Here is a 17,879-nt window from a genome sequence, read left to right as displayed (position 1 = left end):
GGGCCGAGGGCGGCGCGGGGGCGCGGGCGGGGGCCGGGTGCGGCGCGGCTTGCGGCGCGCCAGTGCGGTGACCGATGCGGCCCGGTTCGATGTTCATGTCGGGGTTCTGCGGCGCGACGCCGCCGATGGACTGTCCCCCCGTCCCCGCGGGGACACGGCCCGTGCCCTGCTTCGCGGGCGCCGTCGAGGGCACGCGCCCTGCCCGCCGCTCGCCGATCCGCCCCTCCTGGTCGGTGACGGTCTCGGGGATCGCCAGGCGCTCGGCCGTGCCGCCGCCGGTGGTGGAGGACTGGGCGCGGGAGTCGGGCGAGATCGTCCAGCCGGCCTTGTCCGCCACCACCTGGCAGCACTCGATCAGCGCGGCGTTCTTGGCCTTCCTGCGATGCGCCTTCATGTCGCCGTCGCGGTAGGCGTTGAGGATCCGAAGGTCGATGGGGTTCATCCCCACCGCCTCGGCCACCCGGTCCATGTGGCACTCGATGGCGAAGTCGACGGCGGTGATGCCGAAGCCGCGCATGGCCGTGGCGGGGGTGCGGTTCGTCACGCAGCAGAAGACGTTGGCGGCGACGTTCGGGATGAAATAGGGCCCCGGCAGGTGGCCGACGGACTTGACGATGGCGTAGGGAGACAGGCGCATGTAGGCGCCGCTGTCGAAGAAGCCCGAGAACTCGCGGGCGATGATCCGTCCATCGCGGGTCACGCCGTCCTTGATCCGCCACCGCTCGCCGCCCCTGGGCGCGCCGACCTGCATCTCTTCCTCGCGGTCCCAGGCGAACTTCACCGGGCGCCCGGTCAGCATGGCGCCGAGGATGGCGGTGGGTTCGACGATTGAATCCACCTTGCCGCCGAAGCCGCCCCCGGCGGTGCCGCCGATGAAGTGGAGGCGCGAGGACGGGATCTCCAGCAGCTTCGCCGTGGTGCCGAGCGAGAAGAACAGCGCCTGCGTGTTGGTGTGGCAGAGGAAGCGGCCGTTCTGCTCGGGCGCGGCGATGGCGCCGCAGGTCTCGATCGGGGCCTGTTCGATGGGCGACATCTGGTACTCGGCCTCGATCACGTGGTCGGCCCGCTGGAAGGCCGCGTTCACGTCGCCGAAGCGCAGCTTCTGGTGGTCGTAGCGTTCGTGGTAGTCGAAGGTGTTGTTCGGGTAGATCTCGTTGACCACGGGCGCGTCGGGCTTCAGCGCCTCCTCGGGATCGAGGACGTGGGGCAGCACCTCGTAATCCACACGGACCTGCGCCACGGCGTCCCGCGCCTGACGCTCGGTGTCGGCGATGATCCAGGCGACGGTTTCGCCCCTGTAGCGGACCTTGTCCTGGGCGCAGAGCGGTTCGTCGTCGCGGCCGAAATTGATGAGCGAAAGCAGCGTGTTGATGTTGTGCGGCACGTCCTTCGCCGTCACCACGCGGCGCACGCCGGGCATCCGTTCGGCGCGCGAGGTGTCGAGCGAACGGATGCGGGCGTGGTGATGGGGCGACCGGACGGCGCGCATGTGGAGAAGCCCGTCGAACAGGTGGTCGTCGAAGTATTTCGTGCGCCCCGTGACGTGGCCGAGGATGTCCTGGCGGATCGTCGGCTTGCCGATCTCGTTCAGCGTGTCGTCGCGCTCGTCGGCGAAGAGGTCCTTGCGGAATTCGACGGTGGTCATGCGGAGCGTCCTTGCATGCGGGCGGCGGCGGTCAGGATGGCGTCGACGATGGGCTCGTAGCCGGTGCAGCGGCAGAGGTTGCCGCCGATGGCCTCGATCACCTCGTCGCGGCTGGGGTTCGGGCGGCGGTCGAGCAGGGCCTTGGCGGCCATCAGCATGCCGGCCGTGCAGAAGCCGCACTGGGCCGCGAAGCCCTCCATGAACGCCTGTTGCAGCGGGTGGAGGTCGGGGCCGTCGGCGAGGCCGCCCGTGGTGGCGATGTCCCTGCCCTCGACGGTTTCCGCGAGGGTCAGGCACGACAGGTGCGGCTCCCCGTCGATCAGGACGGTGCAGGCGCCGCATGTTCCTTGCGCGCAGCCGAGCTTCGGCGTGAGGTCGCCCGCGCCCCGGCGGAGGGTGTCGAGCAGGTTCGCGCCCGGATCGACGAACAGCGCGGTCTCGGAGCCGTTCAGGGTGAAGCTCAGCGGTGTCTTCGGCATCATCGTCCCCTTCCGAGCAGCAGGCGTTTCAGGTGCACCGGCGCGACCTCGCGGCGGTACCACTCGCTCGCCAGTTCGTCCGTTCCGGGCTGGAGGCCGTCGCAGCAGACCCGCAAGGCTTCCCGGATGCCGTCCTCGGTCAGGCTGCGGCCCCGGAGCGCCTGTTCGGCGGCCTTCGCGCGCAGCGGCATCGGCCCCATGGTGCCGAAAGCGAGGCGCACGTCGCCGAGGCTGCCGCCCGCGCCCGGAAGCCGCGCGGCGATGGACATCATCGACACGCCCTTGGGCTTGATCCGCGTGACCTTTGCGAAGCGGAACTCCTGCGGGCCGGTGCGAGGGACCATGACCGCGGCGACGAGGCCGCGGCTGCGGGCGCGGGCCGACAGGAAGCTTTCCATCGGCATGGACTGTCCGTCGGCCATCTGCACCGTGGCGTCGAGGGCGAGGAAGGCGGTGGCGAGGTCGCCGTAGGGTGGTGCTGCGAAGAGGTTGCCGCCGACCGTGGCCATGTTCCTGACCGCCGGGCCGCCGATGACGCGGGCGACGGGGTGCAGCGCCTCGGCATCGCGGGACGCGAGCAGGTCGGTCATGGTCGCCCCGGCGCCGATGCGGATCCCCTGCCCTTCGCTGCGGATCGTCCGGTCGGTCTCGCGGGACCTGACAATGGTGTCAAAGGCCTGATCGCCGTAGTTCACGGCCCGCATCAGCAGCGTTCCACCCCCGAGGTAGCGGGCGCGGTCGTTCAGCGCATAGGCGGCGTCGCGCAGGGTGGCGACGGTGTTCACGGTCAGGCTCATGCGCCCTCCAGTCCCATGTGGGCGCGGACGGCATCGAACCCCGCCTGGTAGATGTTGGTGCCCACCGTCTCGGCCAGCTCCTTCTCGCGCCCCTTCGGCGTGTCGAAGCGGCAGGTCCAGTGCCAGAAGGTGTGATCGACGTCCGTGACCGGGATCAGCCGGACATGGGCGACGTAGTTCAGCAGCGGGATCGGCGTGTCGAGCAGGCAGTAGCTGAAGGTCGTCTCGGCGTCCGAGAGGGTCAGCAGCAGCTCGCGCAATTGCGAGCCGTCGGCGAGGCGGAAGTTCCTCACGCAGCCCACCTCGTCGCTCGCCCGGCCCCGCTCGATGGTCGAGGCGGCGACGGCGGGGTGCCAGCGGTCGTGGCCGTTGAAGTCGCGCAGCACGTCCCAGACCGCCTCGATGGGCGCCTCCATGACCGTGCTGTAGTTCAGTTTCACCATGTCAGCCGCCGAAATGCCGCTTCAGCGCGTCGAAGCCCGCCTGGAAGACGTTGCCGCCGATGCCCGAGACCAGATCGCTCTCGTCCTTCGGATCGCATTCGAACTCCGCCGACCATTCGGCGAAGGTGCGGTTGCCGTCCGTCACGGGGGTGAGCCTGAGCGTAGCGATATAGTCGGTCAGCGGCATCGGGCTTTCGAGGATCGCGTAGGTGCAGAACATGTCGTAATCGCTTAATCCGAGGAGCTTTTCGCGGATCGTGTCGCCGTTCTGCAGGTGGAAGTTGCGGATGCAGCCGACCTTGTCGGAAGGCAGCGCATCCTCGATCCGGCTGTCGCGGATGCGCGGATGCCACTTCGGCATCCCGTTGAAATCGCGCACCCTTTCCCAGACCTTCGCGGCCTCGGCGGGGATCACGGAGCTGATGAAGACGCGGGCCATTCAGGACTTCTCCACCGGCTTGTCGCCCGAGGGCCTGGGTTTCATGCGGGCCGCTTCCGAGGCGGCGCGGGACATGTCGGAGGCGTTCCTGAAGATGTCGGACTTGGCGATGTTGCTCCCGTCCAGTCCGATGTCGCTCAGCAGGCTGTCGACCATGGGGGCCTGCACGCGGTAGCGCAGCGCCGAGTTCATCACCTCGTCCGTGGGGCTGGAGCCGCCGCCCCCGCCTCCACCGCCGCCATTGGGCGCGCCATCGGCCCAGTTCAAGCCTTGGGTGCCCGAACCGCCGAGCTGCATGATGCGGATGTCGTTGATCTTCTCCAGCGGCTTGACGCTCGCCGAGACGATGCCCTCGACATGCTCCAGCATCTTGCGCTTGAACAGCGAGGTGCGGGCGCCGTCGGTCAGGACGTTCTCGGCCTCGTTGATCAGCTTCTGTGCCTCGGCCTCGACCGCGCTGCGGATCTTGTCGGCCTCGGCCTTGATGCGCGTCTTCTCGGCCTCCAGTTCGGCCGCGGTCACGCCCACGACCTTGCGGCGGCTGGCCTCCTCCCGCTCGCCGACGGTCTTGACCTTCTCGGCGGCCTCCACGGCGCGGGCGCGGGCGTTCTCGGCCTCGATGGCCGCGGCGGACTGGTCGAGCGACTTCTGGTAGAGCGCGATGGCCTTCTCCATCGTCGCCTCCTCCACGGCCCGCTCGCGCTGGATCTCCAGACGGCGGCGTTCGGTCTGGTGGCCGATGCGGGCGTCGTCGAGACCGCGTTCCGAGGCGATGCGGGCGCGCTCGATCTCTTCCTGGCTCGCGATCTCGGCCTCGTTCAGGGCCTGCACGCGGGCGATTTCAAGCTGCTCCAGCGCCTTCCTGCGTTCGAGGCGGCGGGCTTCCAGCTCCTGTTCGGCGCCGATCTTCTCGGCATCCACCGTCTTGGCCTTGGCGACGCGGGCGGCCTCGATGGCCTGGTCGGCGGCGATCTGGGCGGCGTCGATGGCGCGGTTGCGCTCGATTTCCAGGTCGCGGATGCGGCGGTCGCGGGCGATCTTCTCGACCGTGGTTTCCGCCTCCTTCTCGATCCGCTGGCCCTCGATCAGGCGACGGGACGAGATTTCGGCGGCCTCGATGGCCTCCTGCTTCTCGATCTCGCGGCTTCTGATCTCGGCATCCCGCGCGATCTCGGCGGCGCGGGTGCGGGCCTCTTCCGTGATGCGGGCGGCGTTGACCTGCTCCTGCGCGCTTGCCTCGGCGACCTCGACGGCGCGGTTCCGCGCGATCTCGCGCTCGCGCATGTCCTGCTCGTAGGCGATGCGCTCGGCGGCGAGCTTCTTCTCCTTGGCGATGCGCTTGGCCTCGACGGCCTCCTGCTTGGCCGTCTCGGCGAAGGCGAGGGCCTGTTCGCGGGCGACGTCGCGCTCCTTCGTCTTCTCCTCGTTCTCGATCCGCTCGACGGCGGTGCGGGCCTCGGTCGCGATGCGGGCCTTCTCGACGGCCTCGCGGCTGGCGATCTCGGCCTCGTCGATGGCGCGGTTCCTCGCGATTTCGAGGTTCCTGATCCGCTCTTCCTGCGCGATGCGCTCGGCGCTGGTGGCCTCGGTCGCCTCGATCTCGGCATGGTCAAGCGCGCGGCGCTGCTCGATCTCCAGCGCCCGGGTGGCCTGCTGGCTGGCGATGCGCTCGGCGGCGAGCATCTTCTCGCGGGCGATGCGGGCGGCCTCAATGGCCTGCTCGGAGGCGATTTCCGCTTCCTCCAGAGCCTTCCGCCGCTCGATCTCCAACGTCCTCGTCTCCTTGTCCGAGCTTATGCGCTCGGCGCTGACGGTGCGCTCCTGCGCGATCCGCAGCTTCTCCGAGGCTTCGCGCGAGGCGATCTCGGCTTCCTCGATGGCGAGGTTGCGGGCGATCTCCTTTTCCCGCGTGTTCCGCTCCAGCGCGATGCGGGCCTCGGTGATCTCGCGTTCCTGGGCGATCTTCGCCTTCTCGATCACCTCGCGGGCCGAGATGTCGGCCTCGTCGATGGTGCGCTTCCTCTCGATCTCGCGGCTCTGCGTCGTCAGGTCCTTCTCGATCCGCGCCTCGGTCAGGGCGCGTTCCTGGGCGATGCGCGCCTTCTCGATGGCCTCGCGGGCCGAGATTTCGGCGGCGTCGGTGTCGCGGGTGTTGGTGATGCGCGCCTCGGTGAGAGTGCGCTCCTGCAGGATGCGCGCCTTCTCCACCACCTCGCGGGTCGAGATCTCGGCCTCGTCGATCACCCGCTGGCGCTCGATCTCCTGCTGGCGGATCTTGCGCTCGGAGGCGATGCGGGCCTCGGCGATCTGCTCCTCGTTCAGGATGCGGGCGCGTTCGATGGCCTCGCGGCTTATCAGCGTCGCCTCCTCGCCCTCGCGCTCGCGGTCCGAGCGTTCGCGGGCCAGTTCGGCGCGCTGCTGCGCGCGGCGGAACTCGATCTCGCGCTCCTGCTCCAGCCGCGCGCTCTCGCTCTCCCGCTCGATGTCGAGCGACTGGCGCTCGGCTTCCAGGTTGCGGGTGCGGATCTGGATCATCGTGTCCTGTTCGATGTCGTTCCGGAGCTTGCGGCGCGCCTCGATGGCCTCGATGACGCTCGTCAGACCTTCGGCGTCGAAGCGGTTGGAGGGATTGAAGTATTCGATGTCGGTCTGGTCGATGTCGAGGATCGCGACCGACTCCAGCTCCAGCCCGTTCTTGTCGAGCCCCTCCTGCGCGTAGGCCAGCACCCGGCGGACGTAGTCGCCGCGCTGCTCGTGCAGCTCCTCCATGGTCATCTCGGAGGCGACGGCGCGCAGGGCCGAGACGAACTTGCCCGAGAGCAGCTGGTGGATCCGCTCGGGTTCCAGCGTGCGGCGGCCGAGGGTGGAGGCGGCGAGGGTCACGGCCTCCTTCGTCTGCTTTACCCGGACGTAGAACGACGCCTCGATGTCCACGCGCATCCGGTCCCTGGTGATCAGCGCGCGGTCCTTCTCGCGGGTCACGTTCAGGTCGAGCGAGTTCATGTTGACCGGCGTGATGTCGTGGATGATCGGCCAGACGAAGGCGCCGCCGTCGATCACCACCTTCTCGCCCAGGAACCCCGTGCGCACGAAGGCGATTTCCTTGGTCGAGCGGCGATAAAGCCAGTTCATCACCCAGTAGAGGATGAAGATGACGATCACCGCCATGATCAGCCACAGGATCAGCTGTCCTATCATTTCTCCGGTCACGTGTTCCCCTCCCGCAGGTGAGCTTCTTCGCCTTAGCGGCTGATCTTCTTGAATTTCCGGGTCTGTTCCGTCAGCGCCACCTCGGTCGGCAGCCGCTCCATCGAGGAGGCACCGTAGAAGCCGTGACAGTTCTTCGTGTTCTTCAGGACATACTCCGCGTCCTCTGGCATCGCGACGGGCCCGCCGTGGACCAGGACGATCACGTCCGGGTTCACCTCCAGCGCCGCGCTTGCCCAAGCCTCGGTGAGGCCCGGCGCCTCTTCCAGCGTCACGCCGGTCTCGGCGCCGATGGAGCCGCCGGTGGTCAGGCCCAGGTGCGCGACGATGATGTCGGCCCCGGCTTCGGCCATGGCGCAGGCGTCTTCCTCGGAAAAGACGTAAGGCGTGGTCAGCAGGTCCTTTTCGCGGGCCATGCGGATCATGTCGACTTCCAGCGCGTAGGACATGCCGGTTTCTTCCAGGTTCGCACGGAAGGTACCGTCGATCAGGCCGACGGTCGGGAAGTTCTGGACGCCGGAAAAGCCCGCGGCCCTCACCTGGTCGAGGAACCTGTCCATCAGGCGGAACGGGTCGGAGGCGCAGACGCCGGCCAGCACGGGCGTGTTCTTCACCACCGGCAGCACCTCGCCCGCCATCTCCATCACCACGGCGTTGGCGTCGCCGTAGGGCATGAGCCCGGCGAGGGAGCCGCGTCCGGCCATGCGGTAGCGGCCGGAGTTGTAGATCACGATCAGGTCGATGCCGCCCGCCTCCTCGCACTTGGCCGACAGGCCCGTGCCCGCGCCGCCGCCGACGATGGGAACCCCTTCGTCGCGCATGGCGCGGAACTTCTGCATCAGGGTGGCGCGGTCGTGCATCGTGGTCAGGCTCCCTTGGCCGCGCTGGACGGCTGGCTGTGGAACGACCGGAACGTCTTCACCACGAGGTCGGCGAAGGCGGGGTCGTTGATGTGGTGGGGGGTGCGGATCAGCTGCCGGTTGGAGGTGCGGTTGACGGTCGCCTCCAGCGTTGTGAACAGGGCCTTGTTCGCGACAGGGTCCCAGAAGGGCTGGCCCGGCGCGTCGAGGGCCGAGACACCGCCTTCGGGCAGGAAGAAGCGGACGACGCCGTTCATGCGGTTGATCTTTCCGCCGATGAAACGGGCCATTGCGACGTTTTCTTCAACCGTCGTGCGCATCAGGGTGATCTGGGGGTTGTGTTCGTAGAACAGGCGGCCCCGGTACTTCTCCGGCACCGTGTCCGGCGCGTTGAAGTTCACCATGTCGAGCGCGCCGCAGGCGCCGATGAAGGGCTGGCGGGACTCGATGGCGGCGTCGAAGCGGGTCTGGTCGGCGGCGAAGACGCCGCCCGCGATCATGTCGCAGACTTCCGTGGTGGTGAGGTCAAGAACGCCCGACAACATGCCGGAAGACAGGAGTTTTTCCATCGCCCGACCGCCGGTGCCGGTGGCGTGGAAGACAAGGCAGTCGTAATCGGCTTCGAGCTGCTTCACCACCTGTTGCACGCAGGGCGTGGTGACGCCGAACATGGTCAGGCCGACGGCGGGCTTGCCCTTCGCTTCGGGTTTCGCGCTCTGCCGTGCCTTGGCCATGGCGGCGACGGCGTGGGCGGCGTTGGCGAGGACGGCGCGGGTGATCGAGTTCAGGCCTTGGACGTCGGCGACCGAGTGCATCATGGTGATGTCCGAGGGGCCGACGTATTGGCCCGTGTTGCCGCTTGCGACGGTCGAGACGATCATCTTCGGCACCCCCACGGGCGGCACGCGGAAGGCGGGGGCGACCAGCGCGGTGCCGCCCGAGCCGCCCGCGGCGAGCAGCCCCGCCACGTCGCCCCGCTGGCGCATCCAGCGCTCGAAGGCCAGCGTCATGCCCGCGACGGCCGTGCCCCGGTCGCCGGTGAAGACGCCCGCCGCGCCGCGCGGGTGGAAACCCGCGATGACAGAGGGCGGGATCTCGGCGCCCGAGGGCTTGCCGGAGGTGGAGAGGTCCACCACCGCGACGCGCACCCCCTCGCCCTTGATGATGTCGCGCATGAAGCGCAGCTCGTCACCCTTGGTGTCGAGGGTGCCGCAGACGTAGACGGTGGCGGGGCCGCCGCTGTCGGGCATCTTCTGCTTCGCGCTGCTCTCGGGGGCCGCGTCGCTGACGGTGCGGGCGGATTGCTCGATGACGTGGACGGGGACCGGCGCGCTCCAGCGGGTGGGCGGCTTCGGGTTCGACAGGTAGATGCGGGTGGGCGCCTTCCTGGCGGTGGCGACCGGGGTGTCGCGGCTTTCGGTCTCGTCGGGCGTCTCGTCGTGGGCGTGGCGGCCGACGCCGAGGAGCGCCTGCTGCAGGTCGCGGTCGGCGGCCAGCAGCCCCGCGTCCATCACCCGGTTGATCTTGCCGTTGACCATGATCGCGACGTTCGCGGCCACGGAACAGGCGACGCCGATGTTCTGCTCGATCACGAGGACGTCGATGTCCCCTTCGCGGCCGAGTTGCAGCAGCATCTCGGCGACCTGGGAGACGATGACCGGGGCCAGCCCCTCGGTCGGCTCGTCCATGACGAGGAGCCTCGGGTTCAGGAGCAGCGCGCGGCCGATGGCGAGCATCTGCTGCTCGCCCCCCGACAGCTGCCCGCCGCCGTTGCCGCGCCGCTCGGCGAGGCGGGGGAATACGGAATAGATCCGCTCGGGCGTCCAGGCGCCGCCCTTGCCCGCGACGAGTTTCAGGTGCTCGTCCACCGTGAGCGACTTCCACAGCCGCCGCCCCTGCGGGACATAGCCGATGCCGCGCCGCGCGATCTCCGAGGGGCCGAGGCCCGCGAGGCTGTGACCAGCGAGCGCGATGGAGCCCGAGGCGGTGGGGACCAGCCCCATGATCGCCTTGCAGAGCGTCGTCTTGCCCATGCCGTTGCGGCCCACCACCGACAGCACGCCCGAGGGCAGTGTGAGGTTGACGCCCTGGAGCGCGTGGGACTGGCCGTAGTAGACGTTGAGGTCGCGCACCTCGAGGATCGGGGTTCCGGCACGCTCAGCCATGGCCGTGCCCCCCGCCGAGGTAGAGGGCCTGCACCTCGGGGTCGTCCTCGATCTCGGCCGGCTTGCCTTCCTTGAAGATGCGGCCGTTGTGCATCATCGTCACCTGCTCGGAGACGCGCAGGGCGACGTCCATGTCGTGCTCGATGATGATGTAGCCGACGTGGGAGGGCAGCCCGGTCAGGATCTCGACCAGCTCGCGCCGCTCGGTGGGCGAAAGCCCCGCGGCGGGTTCGTCGAACAGGATGAACCGGGGCGCGCCCGACAGCGCCATGGCGATTTCCAGCTGGCGCTGCTGGCCGTAGCTGAGGTCGCTGACCAGCGTGTCCTTCGCGTCCTCCAGGTGGACGACGCGTACCAGGTCCTCGGCCGACTGCATCAGCGCGTCGTTGCGCCGGGGCCGGATCATCGAGAAGCGCCCGCGCGAGACGCCGCGGCAGGCGAGGTAGACGTTGTCGAGAACCGACAGCCCGTGGAACAGGAGCGAGATCTGGTAGGTGCGGCGCAGGCCCCGGCGGATGCGCTCCTGCTCGGGGAAGGTCGTGACGTCCTCGCCGAAGAAGCGGATCGCGCCGGTGGTCGGGGGGAAGTCGCCGGTGATGCAGTTGAAGAGCGTGGTCTTCCCTGCCCCGTTGCTGCCCAGCACGGCGCGCCGTTCGCCGGGTTTCACGGTGATGTTGATGTCGCCCAAAGCCTCCAGCGCGCCGAACTTCTTCGACACGTTGCGAAGCTCCAGCGCGTTCGCGGTGCCGGTGGCGGCCAGACGCTGGGTGACGGTGCCGCGCGCCATCAGTGCCGCTCCCTGCCCGTGAGGGGGTCGCGGTTGCGCGACGCGCGCAGCTTTTCCCAGAGGCCGAGGATGCCGTCGGGCGAGAAGAACACGATGACGAGGAAGCCGAGGCCGATCAGCAGGTTGAAGCGTTCGCCGCCGAGGCCGAGCGCCACCAGCACGTCCACCGCGAAGGTCTTGAGCAGGACATAGAGGAAGGCGCCGATGAACGGGCCGATGGGGTGGCGCAGGCCCCCGACCACGGCGATCACGAGGATGTCGATGGCGGGCTGGATCGCCACGGTGCCGGGCGAGATCTGCGCCGACTGCCAGGTCAGGAGGATCCCGCCGATCCCCGCCAAGAGCGCCGCGAAGGAATAGGCGGCGACGCGGTGGGCGGTCACGGAATAGCCCAGAGCGGCCATGCGGCGGGGGTTGTCGCGCACGCCCTGCAACGCGAGGCCGAAGGGCGCGCGGGCGACGTAGAGGACGGCGAAATAGCCGGCGGCGGCCCAGAACAGGGTGAGGTAGTAAAAGGCCTCGGGCCCGCGCCAGTCGACGCCGAAGAGGCGCGGCGGCAGGACCGAGTTGAAGCCCTGGAAGCCGTTGAACACGTCGTAGTTCTGGCGGGTGAAGTAGAAGAAGGCGGCGGCGATCGCCAGCGTGATCATGATGGTGTAGATGCCCTCGGTCCTGACCGCGAGCCAGCCGACGGCGGTGGCGAAGATCACCGTCAGGATCAGCGCGAGCGGGATCACCACCCACCACGGCCAGCCCTGCGAGATCGTGTCGATGGCCGAGGCCCCGAGGATCGCCACCATGTAGCCCGCGAAGCCCGCGAAGGTCATCTGCGCGAGGCTGACCATGCCGCCGTAGCCGCCGAGGAACATCAGCGACAGCGCGATCAGGCCCAGGATGAAGGTCCAGCCGAAGATCTGGAACATCACGAAGTCCGAGGCGAAGGACGGGATCACCAGCAGGATCACCACGAGCGCCCAGTAGGCCGCCGGGATCTTCTCGATCCACATGCGGCTGTCCTCGCGCGGGGCGGGTCTGTCGATGGCGACCATGGCTCAGCCCTGCCCCATCAGGCCCTGCGGGCGGAAGGCGAGGACCGTGACCATGATGAGGAAGGTCAGCACCACGGCGTAGGTCGGAAAGTAGACCGAGCCGAACTGTTCCGCGAGACCGATCAACAGCGCCCCGAGCGCGGCGCCGGGGATCGAGCCCATGCCGCCGACGATGACGACGACGAGCGAGGCGAGGAGGAAGCGGATGTCCTCTCCGGGCGCGATGGTCTGGAACGTGCCGCCGACGACGCCCGCGATCCCGGCGAGCCCCGCGCCAAAGGCGAAGACGCCGACGAAGACCAGCTGGATGCGCGCTCCGGTGGCGCTCAGCATGTCGCGGTCGTCGACGCCTGCGCGGATCATCATGCCGATCCGGGTCCTGTTCAGCGCCAGCCACATGGCGACGCCGACCACCACGGAGGCCGCGAAGATGACGATGCGGACCATGGGGTACTTCATGTAGACGGCCTCGCCGTTCGACTTCACTGCGGTGACGAAGAAGGTGTCCATCGGGCCCGACAGCCACTCGGGCGGGTTGATGTTGTAGAAGTCGCCGCCGAAGCCCCAGAGCATCAGGTCGGCCACGACGATCGAGATGCCGATGGTGACGAGGGTCTGGCGCAGGTCCTCCCCCTCCATCCGCCGGAAGACGAGCATCTGGAGCAGGATGCCGAAGAAGCCGACGACGACGAAGGCGACGGGAAAGGCCAGCAGCCAGTAGCCGGTGCTGTCGGCGACATAGTAGCCGATGTAGCCGCCGAGCAGGTAGAGCGAGCCGTGGGCGAGGTTTACGTTGCGCATCAGCCCGAAGATCAGGGTGAAGCCCGAGGCGACGAGGAAATAGAGACCGCCGAGCGTGATGCCGTTGAAGAAGGCGTTCAGGAACACCTTCTTGCGCCCGATCGCGTCCTCCAGACCGTCCGGCCAGACCGCGAAGATCAGCCACAGCGCCACGGCGGCGGCAAGCGCGATGATGCCGGTCCAGACCGGATGGCGCCGGGCGAAGGCCCTCATCGTCCTGCCCCCCGAGCGAAGCGCATCTGCCGCGTCGTTGTGGTCACGTCGTCCTCCCCGGCCCCGTTGGCGGGGCGCATTGCAGCGAGGTTAGGACTGGCGGGCCGGAACCGGCATACCCGAAAGTCTGTCCGGTTGGCCCATCATCGGAAAAGCGCTGTCCGAACAATGGGCCACGCGGCGGTATTCGCTGGGCGCGATGCCGACGTTGGACGAGAAGAAGCGGGTGAAGCTCGCCTGCGACGAAAACCCGAGGTCGAGCCCGATGTCCGTCACCGTCTTGTCGGTGGTCAGCAGGTCCTCGATCGCCTGCTCGGCCCTCAGCGTGTTGAGGTAGAGGTTCGGCGTCACGCCCATCTGCTGCTTGAACAGCTTGAAGAAATGCGGCCGCGACAGGCCGACGGCGCGGGCCACGTCCTCCATGTCCAGATCCTCGGTCATGCTGTCCTGCATCAGGCGCAGCGAACGGCGGACGCGGAAATCGTTGAACCGGGTGCAGGCGCTGGCCAGGCTGTTGACCGGGGCGGCGGACCAGGACTGCTCGAAGCTTTCCTTGGTCAGCGCGAACAGCAGGTCGTCGAAGCCGCCCTCCTCGCGGTCGTCCAGCAGGTGGGCCGTCAGGCGGGTGACGAGGTCGCCGATCACCGGGGTCACGGCGATGTCGGGGCGGCCGAAGTTCAGCGCGTATTCCGCCGAGGCCGAGTTCTCGAGGAACCACATCGGCTTGATGTAGAGGGTCAGGGTCAGCGTGGCGCCGGGCGCGAGATGGTTGAAGCTGTGCGGCTCCCACGGGCTGATGGCGCAGCCGCGGGTCCGGGTGCAGGGCAGGATCGCGTCGCCCACGGTCATCGTCTGGTCGGGACCGCCGATGTTGAAGACGAGGTGCCCCTCGCGGTGGGCGTGGGTGATGATGGTCCGGGTCAGCTGATAGATCGTCGCACGCCCGAACTCTCCGTGCGAAACAGATATGGCGCGGCTCATGACGGTATCCTCCCTGGAGGATGCGCCGCTCTCCGGCCGCTGCACCCCTCTGCGGATTGGGACACGGCGACCGGGCTTCGGGCAAGTGCGAAGTTCCAAGAAACAGACGCAGGGTTACGCCGCGTCGCCCCCTCCTCCGGCCGCGGCTGCGTCAGGGCGCGGTGTAGGCGATCTTGGTCTCGGTGAAGAACTCCCTGGCGTGGGTCCCCTGTTCCTTCGGGCCGTGGCTGCTGGCCTTCCGGCCACCGAAGGGGACGTGGTAGTCGACGCCGGCGGTGGGCAGGTTGACCATGACCATGCCCGCCTCGGCCTTCCGCTTGAAATCGCTGGCATGTTTCAGGCTGGTGGTGCAGATCCCGGCGCAGAGGCCGAAGGGCGTGTCGTTGGCGGCGGCAAGCGCGGCGTCGTAGTCGCGCACGCGGATGACGCTGGCGACGGGGCCGAACACCTCTTCGCGGTTGATCGTCATGGCCGGTTCGGTGCCGGTGATGAGGGTCGGCGCCAGGAAATACCCGCGGGTCTGGCGCCGCAGCACCTCGCCGCCCGTGCGCAGGTGGCCGCCTTCGCGGCGGGCGCGCTCGATATGGGCGAGATCCTGGTCGAGCTGGTCCTGGCTGACCACCGGCCCCATCTCGACCCCCTCCTCCAGAGCGTGACCGACCTTCAGCGCGGCAAGGCGGTCGGCGAGACGGGAGACGAAGCGGTCGTGGATGCCCTCGGTCACGATCAGCCGCGAGGAGGCGGTGCAGCGCTGGCCGGTGGAGAAGAAGCCGCCGTCGAGCGCGCAGTGCACGGCGCGGTCAAGATCGGCGTCGTCGAGCACGACGAGCGGGTTCTTGCCCCCCATCTCCAGCTGCACGCGTCCCCCCGGCCGGGCGGCGGCGACGCGGGCGCCGGTGGCCTGGCTGCCGGTGAAGGTGATCGCGTCGATGCGCGGATCGTCGAGCATGGCCTGTCCGACGACGCGACCCGGCCCGGTCAGCAGGTTCAGCACGCCCGGCGGCGTGCCCGCGCGATGCAGGATGTCTGCCAGCGCCCAGGCGCTGCCGGGGACCAGTTCGGCCGGCTTGAACACCACGGCGTTGCCGAAGGCGAGCGCGGGCGCGATCTTCCACGCCGGAATGGCGAGCGGGAAGTTCCAGGGCGTGATGATGCCGACGACGCCCACGGGTTCGCGGGTGATCTCGACGGTGATGCCGGGGCGGACGGAGGGGATCAGCTCGCCCGTCTGGCGAAGCGCCTCGCCGGCGAAGAAGTGCAGGATCTGTGCGGCGCGGGTGGCTTCGGCGATGCCTTCCGGCAGGATCTTGCCCTCCTCGCGGGACAGCAGGCGACCCAGCTTCTCGCGCCGGGCCAGCAGCTCGTCGCCCGCGCGGCGCAGGATGTCGTGGCGCTCCTGGGGGGTCGAGCGGCCCCAGGCGGGGGCGGCATCGCGGGCAGCGGCGATGGCGGTCTGCGTCTCGGCGATACCGGCCTCGGCGTGGGTGTCGATGACGTCGGCAGTGTCCGAGGGGTTCACGTTCCCCGCGCCGTGGGAGGTGCGCAGCCAGTCGCCGCCGATCAGCAGGGGTTTCATCGGGTTGTCCTCAATAGACCGAATCGAGCACCCGCGCCGCCGTCTCGGGCGCGATGTCGGGGCGGCCCGCCATGGTGCGGGCGGCGGAGTCGAGATCCCCGCGCGTCAGGCCCATGTCCGACAGGCTGGCCCGGAATGGCAGGTCGGACAGGAAGGCGCGCACGCCGTCGCCAAGGTCGGGTTCGCTGCGCCCGAGCACGCTTCTCAGCGCCTCGGGCTTCTCGCCGGTCGGGGCCATGGCGGTGACGATGCCGGGCAGCAGCAACCGCGCGATGCTGCCCGCGTCGGCACCATCGGGCGCCCGCGCGGCAAGCTCGCGCGCCAGCACCTGCGTCGGCCCGACGCCCTTCTCCTGCGCCATCATCGCGTTCAGGCAGGCCGCCATCAGTTCGCGGCGCACGTCCGGCCCGTCCTCGGTGCCGAGGCGGTGGAGATTGCGGGCGCAGCGCAGGAAACCGTCCAGCGCCATGCCGTCGGCGGGCGGGTTGTAGGCGGCGGCGAGATAGCTTTCGAGGCAGCGCGCGAAGGACGTGACCGAGGCCGAGAGGCTGAGCGTGTGGTCGGCGCCGAAGGTCAGCGTGGGGTCGCAGATCAGGATCGAGGGCAGCCCGGCGCGCCAGCTTTCGAGGTTGCGGGTGCAGGGGTCGGGCAGGCCGTCGGCCCCCGGGATGGCGAAGAGGTCGAGCCGCGCCCCCTGCCCTTCGGAGAGCGCCCGGCGGCATTTCCGGGCCAGCTCGATCGCGCGGGCCGAGCCGAAGGCGACGATGGCGTCCACCGGCACGTCGGCGGCGCGCGCCCGCACCTCGTCGCGGACCGCGTGCAGGTCGGCGGCGGCCTCGAACGGCACGCCCAGCATCTCGGCCCGGCGCGGCAGGGAAGAGAACAGGCGGGCGTGGAACAGGCTGCCCTCCAGCCGGTCCTCGTAGAGGATCAGCGGGAAGCGGTGCCCCTGCCGCTCGAGCTCCGAGCGCAAGGCTTCTTCCAGCACGCCGTCCGCGAAATGGACGCGCGTCGGATAGGTGATGAGCGTCATGGCGCACACCGCGGCAACGAAGGGAAAGGGGTCCGGGCGGCGGGGAGAGGCGCCGCCCGGGATCGGGTGCGGCCTCAGTAGGAGGTCTTGCACTCCGGCACGTCGCGGCCCGGCAGGCCGATGGCATCGAAGGATTCCTTCGACAGGCCAAGGCGCTGATCGACGCCGTCCTTCACCTCGACCACCTCGTTGGCGAGCGTGCCGTCGTCCTTCTCCACCACCTCGGTGATGAAGTTGGTGCCGATGGCCTGGCGGTTCTCGTCCAGGGTGATCTTGCCGTTCGGCGCGTCGAGTTCGAGGTTCGCGAGGCAGTCGCGGAACGCCGCCTGCCCTTCGCCGAGGTCGCCGTTCACCTGGTCGACGCACTGGAGCATCGCGTTGGTGGCGTTGTAGTAGCCGGTGGCGAAGAGCGAGGGCGTGGGGAAGCGCTCGCCTTCCGGGAAGTGCTCCTGGTAGGCCTTCACGAACTTCACCCAGTTCTCGCCGTCGTAGGTGTCGGCCTGGGGACCGGAGGACGGCACGCCGATCAGCGCCTCCTTGGCGGAGCCCTTGGAGTTCAGCACGGTGCCGTCGACCATGATCGTGCCGCCGATGAGGTTCGCCTCGCCGCCCGCCTGCTGGTACTGGTTCAGGAAGTTGACGGCGTCGCCGCCGCCGAGGCCGAGGTAGATCGCATCGACGTCATCGGGCAGCGCCGCGATGATCGAGCCGAAGTCCTTGGTGCCGAGGGGCACCCAGAAGCGGTCGGTGATCTCGCCGCCCGCCTGGCAGAAGCCGATCGCGAAGCCGAGGACCTGGGTGTAGATGAAGGAGTAGTCCTCGCCGATGGTGGCGACGGTCTTGTAGCCCTTCTCGTTCACCACGTATTCGCCGAGGCCCGCGGACCACTGGGCGCCTTCCATGTTGAAGCGGAAGAAGTTGTCGGCGGGATCGACCAGCGTCGTCTCCTGCGCGCCGGAGATGCCGTTGATGAAGGTCACGTCGGGCTGGGTCTTGGCATAGTCGCGGATCGCGATGCCTTCCGAGCCGGAGAGCGGGCCGATCACGATGTCGACGCCGTCCTGTTCCACCAGCTTGCGGGCCGAGCGCACGGCGGTATCGGGGGTGGTGTCGGTCGAGACGGTGGTGAGCTCGATCTTGCGCCCGCCGGCCATGTTGTCGGCCTGGTCCAGCGCCAGCTTGATGCCGCGCACGCCGTCCTCGCCGGGAACGGCATAGGTGCCTTCCAGCGTGACCAGAACGCCGACCTTCAGCGGCTCGCCGTCCTGCGCGAAGGCCATGCCGGCGCCCGCGGTGACCAGCGCGAGGCCCGAGATGGTGCCCAAAAGAGATCTCTTCATCGCAAATCCTCCCAATGCATGATGCCGGGTCTTGCTGCCCGCCATCCTCGGGACAGCGTGGACG

General features: G+C 68.9%; 15 protein-coding genes. All 15 read right to left on the bottom strand.

Features of this window, described 5'->3' with window-relative positions; all coding sequences use genetic code 11:
• Positions 1-1,645, bottom strand: a 1,645-nt coding sequence (locus tag A7B20_RS03880; protein ID WP_102107237.1) for a xanthine dehydrogenase family protein molybdopterin-binding subunit, incomplete at its 3' end; no start/stop codon positions are given.
• Positions 1,642-2,124, bottom strand: coding sequence for a (2Fe-2S)-binding protein (locus A7B20_RS03875; protein ID WP_102107236.1), 483 nt, complete (start codon positions 2,122-2,124; stop codon positions 1,642-1,644). The genes A7B20_RS03875 and A7B20_RS03880, both read right to left, overlap by 4 nt.
• A complete protein-coding gene (locus A7B20_RS03870; protein WP_102107235.1) occupies positions 2,124-2,921 on the bottom strand; it encodes an FAD binding domain-containing protein in 798 nt (265 codons plus the stop codon). Before A7B20_RS03870 ends, A7B20_RS03875 begins: the two co-directional genes overlap by 1 nt.
• The gene (locus tag A7B20_RS03865) at positions 2,918-3,364 is read right to left on the bottom strand and encodes an SRPBCC family protein (protein WP_102107234.1); all 447 of its coding nucleotides are present in this window, start codon (positions 3,362-3,364) and stop codon (positions 2,918-2,920) included. The genes A7B20_RS03870 and A7B20_RS03865 overlap by 4 nt, the downstream gene beginning before the upstream one ends.
• 1 nt (position 3,365) lies before the next feature.
• Complete coding sequence (locus A7B20_RS03860; RefSeq protein WP_102107233.1) at positions 3,366-3,803, bottom strand: SRPBCC family protein; 438 nt, start codon at positions 3,801-3,803, stop codon at positions 3,366-3,368.
• The gene (locus A7B20_RS03855) at positions 3,804-7,013 is read right to left on the bottom strand and encodes a flotillin family protein (protein WP_102107232.1); all 3,210 of its coding nucleotides are present in this window, start codon (positions 7,011-7,013) and stop codon (positions 3,804-3,806) included. It lies immediately after the preceding gene.
• Positions 7,014-7,045: 32 nt separating this feature from the next.
• Positions 7,046-7,870 carry a phosphoenolpyruvate hydrolase family protein gene (locus A7B20_RS03850; protein WP_102107231.1) on the bottom strand — a complete coding sequence of 275 codons (825 nt, stop codon included), beginning with the start codon at positions 7,868-7,870 and terminating at the stop codon, positions 7,046-7,048.
• 5 nt (positions 7,871-7,875) lie between these two features.
• Positions 7,876-10,035: an ABC transporter permease gene (locus A7B20_RS03845; protein ID WP_102107230.1), complete on the bottom strand. Its 2,160-nt coding sequence runs from the start codon at positions 10,033-10,035 to the stop codon at positions 7,876-7,878.
• Complete coding sequence (locus A7B20_RS03840; protein WP_102107229.1) at positions 10,028-10,822, bottom strand: ABC transporter ATP-binding protein; 795 nt, start codon at positions 10,820-10,822, stop codon at positions 10,028-10,030. Before A7B20_RS03840 ends, A7B20_RS03845 begins: the two co-directional genes overlap by 8 nt.
• On the bottom strand, positions 10,822-11,829 hold the full coding sequence (locus tag A7B20_RS03835; RefSeq protein ID WP_245866517.1) for a branched-chain amino acid ABC transporter permease: 1,008 nt from the start codon (positions 11,827-11,829) through the stop codon (positions 10,822-10,824). The genes A7B20_RS03840 and A7B20_RS03835 overlap by 1 nt, the downstream gene beginning before the upstream one ends.
• Positions 11,830-11,874: 45 nt before the next feature.
• Positions 11,875-12,885, bottom strand: a complete 1,011-nt coding sequence (locus A7B20_RS03830; RefSeq protein WP_102107227.1) for a branched-chain amino acid ABC transporter permease — start codon at positions 12,883-12,885, stop codon at positions 11,875-11,877.
• 90 nt (positions 12,886-12,975) lie between these two features.
• Positions 12,976-13,866 (bottom strand): helix-turn-helix transcriptional regulator, encoded by an 891-nt coding sequence (locus tag A7B20_RS03825; RefSeq protein WP_102107226.1) that lies wholly within the window; start codon positions 13,864-13,866, stop codon positions 12,976-12,978.
• A 151-nt stretch (positions 13,867-14,017) separates the two neighbouring features.
• Positions 14,018-15,442, bottom strand: coding sequence for an aldehyde dehydrogenase family protein (locus A7B20_RS03820; RefSeq protein WP_102107225.1), 1,425 nt, complete (start codon positions 15,440-15,442; stop codon positions 14,018-14,020).
• 10 nt (positions 15,443-15,452) lie between these two features.
• The gene (locus tag A7B20_RS03815) at positions 15,453-16,475 is read right to left on the bottom strand and encodes a dehydroquinate synthase/iron-containing alcohol dehydrogenase family protein (protein ID WP_102107224.1); all 1,023 of its coding nucleotides are present in this window, start codon (positions 16,473-16,475) and stop codon (positions 15,453-15,455) included.
• Between the two features lie 74 nt (positions 16,476-16,549).
• Positions 16,550-17,815 carry an ABC transporter substrate-binding protein gene (locus A7B20_RS03810; protein ID WP_102107223.1) on the bottom strand — a complete coding sequence of 422 codons (1,266 nt, stop codon included), beginning with the start codon at positions 17,813-17,815 and terminating at the stop codon, positions 16,550-16,552.
• Positions 17,816-17,879 lie beyond the last annotated feature (64 nt).

The sequence above is a fragment of the Oceaniglobus roseus genome, assembly GCF_002869745.1.
Lineage (GTDB): Bacteria > Pseudomonadota > Alphaproteobacteria > Rhodobacterales > Rhodobacteraceae > Oceaniglobus > Oceaniglobus roseus.
Note: the sequence above shows the minus strand (reverse complement) of the source record. Positions and strands in the feature narration are given on the sequence as shown.

What these genes read in the sequence shown, in the direction of transcription:
- A7B20_RS03875 (WP_102107236.1), bottom strand. Translation starts at nt 2,124, where the DNA reads ATGCCGAAGACACCGCTGAGCTTCACCCTGAACGGCTCCGAGACCGCG.
- A7B20_RS03870 (WP_102107235.1), bottom strand. Translation starts at nt 2,921, where the DNA reads ATGAGCCTGACCGTGAACACCGTCGCCACCCTGCGCGACGCCGCCTAT.
- A7B20_RS03865 (WP_102107234.1), bottom strand. Translation starts at nt 3,364, where the DNA reads ATGGTGAAACTGAACTACAGCACGGTCATGGAGGCGCCCATCGAGGCG.
- A7B20_RS03860 (WP_102107233.1), bottom strand. Translation starts at nt 3,803, where the DNA reads ATGGCCCGCGTCTTCATCAGCTCCGTGATCCCCGCCGAGGCCGCGAAG.
- A7B20_RS03850 (WP_102107231.1), bottom strand. Translation starts at nt 7,870, where the DNA reads ATGCACGACCGCGCCACCCTGATGCAGAAGTTCCGCGCCATGCGCGAC.
- A7B20_RS03845 (WP_102107230.1), bottom strand. Translation starts at nt 10,035, where the DNA reads ATGGCTGAGCGTGCCGGAACCCCGATCCTCGAGGTGCGCGACCTCAAC.
- A7B20_RS03840 (WP_102107229.1), bottom strand. Translation starts at nt 10,822, where the DNA reads ATGGCGCGCGGCACCGTCACCCAGCGTCTGGCCGCCACCGGCACCGCG.
- A7B20_RS03835 (WP_245866517.1), bottom strand. Translation starts at nt 11,829, where the DNA reads ATGTGGATCGAGAAGATCCCGGCGGCCTACTGGGCGCTCGTGGTGATC.
- A7B20_RS03830 (WP_102107227.1), bottom strand. Translation starts at nt 12,885, where the DNA reads ATGAGGGCCTTCGCCCGGCGCCATCCGGTCTGGACCGGCATCATCGCG.
- A7B20_RS03825 (WP_102107226.1), bottom strand. Translation starts at nt 13,866, where the DNA reads ATGAGCCGCGCCATATCTGTTTCGCACGGAGAGTTCGGGCGTGCGACG.
- A7B20_RS03820 (WP_102107225.1), bottom strand. Translation starts at nt 15,442, where the DNA reads ATGAAACCCCTGCTGATCGGCGGCGACTGGCTGCGCACCTCCCACGGC.
- A7B20_RS03815 (WP_102107224.1), bottom strand. Translation starts at nt 16,475, where the DNA reads ATGACGCTCATCACCTATCCGACGCGCGTCCATTTCGCGGACGGCGTG.
- A7B20_RS03810 (WP_102107223.1), bottom strand. Translation starts at nt 17,815, where the DNA reads ATGAAGAGATCTCTTTTGGGCACCATCTCGGGCCTCGCGCTGGTCACC.